This is a genomic window from Oscillibacter sp. KLE 1728 (genome assembly GCF_934833455.1).
Taxonomy (GTDB): domain Bacteria; phylum Bacillota; class Clostridia; order Oscillospirales; family Oscillospiraceae; genus Oscillibacter; species Oscillibacter welbionis.
Window position 1 is genome coordinate 1 of the sequence record NZ_CAKVVF010000122.1, and the last position, 4,229, is coordinate 4,229.

At 59.7% G+C, this 4,229-nt stretch carries 9 protein-coding genes; all 9 read left to right on the forward strand.

Annotation, left to right across the window (positions count from 1 at the left end):
* A partial coding sequence (locus QVE23_RS10465) for an uS5 family small ribosomal subunit protein (protein WP_502919095.1) occupies positions 1-224 on the forward strand: 224 nt, incomplete at its 5' end.
* Between the two features lie 12 nt (positions 225-236).
* A complete protein-coding gene (gene rpmD / locus QVE23_RS10470; protein WP_021749650.1) occupies positions 237-419 on the forward strand; it encodes a 50S ribosomal protein L30 in 183 nt (60 codons plus the stop codon).
* Positions 420-433: 14 nt separating this feature from the next.
* On the forward strand, positions 434-874 hold the full coding sequence (rplO, locus tag QVE23_RS10475) for a 50S ribosomal protein L15 (protein WP_021749649.1): 441 nt from the start codon (positions 434-436) through the stop codon (positions 872-874).
* 1 nt (position 875) lies between these two features.
* Complete coding sequence (gene secY, locus QVE23_RS10480) at positions 876-2,192, forward strand: preprotein translocase subunit SecY (RefSeq protein WP_021749648.1); 1,317 nt, start codon at positions 876-878, stop codon at positions 2,190-2,192.
* A 17-nt stretch (positions 2,193-2,209) separates the two neighbouring features.
* Positions 2,210-2,842: an adenylate kinase gene (locus tag QVE23_RS10485; protein ID WP_287968178.1), complete on the forward strand. Its 633-nt coding sequence runs from the start codon at positions 2,210-2,212 to the stop codon at positions 2,840-2,842.
* A 4-nt stretch (positions 2,843-2,846) separates the two neighbouring features.
* Positions 2,847-3,599, forward strand: coding sequence for a type I methionyl aminopeptidase (map, locus tag QVE23_RS10490; RefSeq protein WP_021749646.1), 753 nt, complete (start codon positions 2,847-2,849; stop codon positions 3,597-3,599).
* A 10-nt stretch (positions 3,600-3,609) separates the two neighbouring features.
* On the forward strand, positions 3,610-3,894 hold the full coding sequence (locus QVE23_RS10495; protein WP_021749645.1) for a KOW domain-containing RNA-binding protein: 285 nt from the start codon (positions 3,610-3,612) through the stop codon (positions 3,892-3,894).
* Between the two features lie 3 nt (positions 3,895-3,897).
* Positions 3,898-4,116: a translation initiation factor IF-1 gene (gene infA / locus QVE23_RS10500; RefSeq protein WP_025544561.1), complete on the forward strand. Its 219-nt coding sequence runs from the start codon at positions 3,898-3,900 to the stop codon at positions 4,114-4,116.
* A gap of 52 nt (positions 4,117-4,168) precedes the next feature.
* Positions 4,169-4,229 (forward strand): 50S ribosomal protein L36 (gene rpmJ / locus QVE23_RS10505; protein WP_287968180.1); only part of this gene is annotated, 61 nt, incomplete at its 3' end.

Below are 4,229 nucleotides of genomic sequence, written 5' to 3' on the forward strand. Positions count from 1 at the left end.
GCGTGCTGATGAAGCCCGCTGCCCCCGGTACCGGCGTGATCGCCGGCGGCGCTGTGCGTGCCGTCGTCGAGGCCGCAGGCATCAAGGATATCCGGACCAAGTGCCTGCGTTCCAACAACCCCAACAACGTTGTCGCCGCCGCCTTCGAGGGCCTCAAGAGCATGCGCGGTCCCGAGGAGGTCGCCCGCATCCGCGGCAAGAGCGTCGAAGAGATCGTGGGTTAAGGAGGCGCAAAAATGGCAAACTTAAATATTAAGCTCGTCAAGAGCCTGAACGGCCGCCTGGAAAAACAGGTCGCCACCGCTCATTCCATGGGCCTGCGCAAGATCGGTGACATCACCGTGCAGCCCGACAACGACCAGACCCGCGGCAAGATCGCCAAGATCGGCTACCTGCTGCAGGTCACAGAAGTGAAATAAGGAGGCACGGAATTATGAAGTTGAGCGAACTGTCTCCCGCCGAGGGCTCCGTCCGGGCCCCGTACCGGAAGGGCCGGGGCGCCGGCTCCGGCAACGGAAAGACCGGCGGCCGCGGTCACAAGGGCCAGAAGGCCCGCTCCGGCGGCAAGATCCGTGTTGGCTTTGAAGGCGGCCAGATGCCTCTGGCCCGCCGCATCCCCAAGCGCGGCTTCAACAACATCTTCGCAAAGCCCCTGGAGATCGTGAATCTCAGCACCCTGGATCAGTTCCAGGACGGCGATACTGTCACGGTCCACGCGCTGCTGGAGAAGGGTATCCTCTCCAAGTGCCGCTACGGCTACAAGGTTCTGGGCAGCGGCAAGCTGTCCAAGAAGCTCACTGTCCAGGCTTCTGCTTTCTCCGCTTCTGCCAAGGAGGCTATCGAGGCAGCAGGCGGAAAGGCCGAGGTGATGTAACGTGATCCAAACCATTCGCAAAGCGTGGGGCATCCCCGAACTGCGGAAGAAGATCATTTTTACACTCCTCATCCTGTTGATCTTCCGGATCGGCAACGCCATCACGGTGCCTTACGTGGATGTCGGCCTGCTGGAGACCTATCTGGATCAGATGGGCGGCACCATTCTGGGCCTGTACAACGTGATGTCCGGCGGCGCCTTTGCCCAGGCAACGGTCTTCGCCCTGAGCATCCAGCCCTATATCAACGCATCCATCATCATCCAGCTGCTGACTGTGGCCATCCCGGCCCTGGAGCGGCTGGCCAAGGACGGCGGTGAAGAGGGACGGAAGAAGATCCAGTCCATCACCCGCTATACCACTGTCGGCATCGCCATCCTGCAGGCGGTCGGCTACTATTTCATGATGCGCAACTACAACCTGCTGGCATCTGATGCCACCGGCATCTGGCCCGCACTGGTCATCGTCGTGTCCTTCATCGCCGGCTCCTCCTTCGTCATGTGGATGGGCGAGCAGGTGACGGAGTTCGGCATCGGCAACGGCATTTCCATCATTCTGTTCGCCGGCATCCTGTCCCGGATCCCCACCTCTGTCAGCTCTCTGTACAGCGGCGTGGTGAGCTGGGCCAACGGCGGCGCTGCCGCGGACGGTGCGCTGCACCCGGCTCTGGTGGTGTTGCTGCTGGTGGGCGTCCTGGCGCTGGTTGTGTTCGTCGTGTTCATCAGCGACGCAGAGCGCCGCATTCCCGTCCAGTATGCCAAGCGGCAGGTGGGCCGGAAGATGTACGGCGGCCAGAGCTCTCACCTCCCCATGAAGGTGAATATGTCCGGCGTTCTGCCCATCATCTTCGCCCAGAGCATCGCGTCTCTGCCCGTGACGATCTGGACCTTCATCGGTATTCCCGAGGAGGAGACGGTTTCCCGGGCAATCTACGACGCCATCGATACCCAGTCCTTCATCTATATGATCGTGTATTTCATCATGATCATCGGTTTCAGCTATTTCTACTCCACCATCCAGTTCAATCCGGTGGAGATCGCCAACAACCTGAAGAAGCAGGGCGGCTTTATCCCGGGATTCCGTCCCGGCAAGCCCACTGTGGACTTCATCAAGAAAGTCCTGAGCAAGATCACCCTGTTCGGCGCCATTTATCTGGGCATCGTGGCGATCTGCCCGCTGCTGCTGGGTAAGGCTGTCGGCAACGCTTATCTGGCGATCGGCGGCACCTCCGTCATCATCGTGGTCGGCGTGGCTCTGGAGACTGTCAAGGCGCTGGAGGCCCAGATGCTGATGCGTCAGTACAAGGGCTTCCTGGAATAAGAGAGAAGGCGTTTCAATTGAAGCTGATCCTGTTGGGCGCCCCCGGCGCCGGTAAGGGAACACAGGGAGAAATCCTGTGCAGAGAACTGAGCATTCCCACCATTTCCACAGGCAACATCCTCCGGGCGGCTATCAAGAACGGCACGCCCACCGGCCTGAAGGCCAAGTCCTATATGGACGCCGGCCAGCTGGTGCCGGACGACGTCATCATCGGCATCGTCACGGAGCGGCTGGCAGAGGATGACTGCAAGAACGGCTATATCCTGGACGGGGTGCCCCGCACCATCGCCCAGGCCGCGGCTCTGGAAAAGGCCGGGATCACATTTGATGACGTGATCTCTATTGAGATCTCTGACGAGACCATCATGGAGCGGATGAGCGGCCGCCGTGTCTGCGAATCCTGCGGGGCCAGCTACCACATGGTAGCTGTGCCCCCCAAGCAGGAGGGCGTGTGCGACAAGTGCGGCGGTAAGCTGGTCCAGCGGAAAGATGATGCCCCCGAGACCGTCAAGGCGCGGCTCGAGGTCTATCATAAGGAGACCGAGCCGCTGAAGGACTTCTATGCCCAGCGGGGTCTTCTGAAGCCTGTGGAGAATCAGCCCTCTGTGGAAGAGACCTCCCGGGCCATCCTCCACGCACTGGGGAGATGAGCGTATGATTACACTCAAATCCCCCCATGAGATCGAATTGATGCGCCGGGCCGGAAAAATTACCGCGGCTGCCCGTGCTTATGCAGGGGAATTGGTAAAGCCCGGCGTCACAACCCATGAGATCGACCGTGCAGTGGAGCATTTCATTCGCAAGCAAGGCGCAGTCCCCTCCTTCCTGCATTACAACGGCTATCCGGCCAGCGCCTGCATCAGCGTCAATGACGAGATCATCCACGGAATTCCCGGACCCCGGGTCCTCCAGGAGGGCGATATCGTCAGTGTGGATGTGGGAGCGTACATTGGAGGGTTTCACGGCGACTGTGCGGCCACCTTCCCCTGCGGCAGGATCTCCCCGGAGGCGCAGGATCTGATCGACGTGACCAGACAGAGCTTTTTTGAGGGGATCAAGTTCGCCAAGGAGGGCTACCGGCTGTTCGATATCTCGGCAGCCATCCAGCAGTACGTGGAGAGTCACGGCTACTCCATCGTCCGGGAATACGTCGGCCACGGTGTCGGCGCCCAGATGCACGAGTCGCCGGAGATCCCCAATTACGGCCATCCCGGCCGGGGGCCCAGGCTCCTCCGCGGCATGACGCTTGCAATCGAACCCATGGTGAACGCCGGTTCGGCGGCCATCCAGCAGATGAGCGACGGCTGGACCGTCAAGACGCTGGACGGCAAATGGGCGGCCCACTATGAAAATTCCATTCTGATCACGGACGGCGAGCCTGAGATCCTGACGGCCCCCGCCATCTGAGAGGAAACGCATGGAAATTGCAGCATCCAACATCGTAAGATCCGTTGCCGGCCGGGACCAGGGAAAGCTCTTCATCGTTCTCGCGGTGGAGGGGGAGTACCTGCTGCTGGCGGACGGGAAATCCAGGAAGGTGGAGTCGCCCAAACGCAAAAAGCGCAGACACGTGCTGTTTGTAGCGGCGGACGAGAACCGGCTTTCTGAAAAGATCAGAGGCGAAGCCAGGATCACCAACAGCGAGCTTCGCAAAACCCTTGCGGCTTACCGCGAGGAGGTTTATCCGGACCAGGAGGGATAACGTTTGGCAAAATCCGACATGATTGAAGTGGAGGGTGTCGTGGTGGAAGCCCTGCCCAACACAACGTTCCAGGTAGACATTGGAAATGGACACAAGATTTTGGCACATATTTCCGGAAAACTCAGAATGAATTTCATCAGGATTCTGCCCGGCGACAAGGTGACGGTGGAGATGTCCCCGTATGACCTGACCCGCGGCCGGATCACCTGGCGCAGTAAGTAAGCGCCACTTGAGCTGAAAAGACACAAACCGCTGAAAGGAATGGTTAAAAACTATGAAAGTAAGACCGTCCGTGAAGCCCATGTGCGAGAAGTGCAAGGTTATTCGCCGCAAAG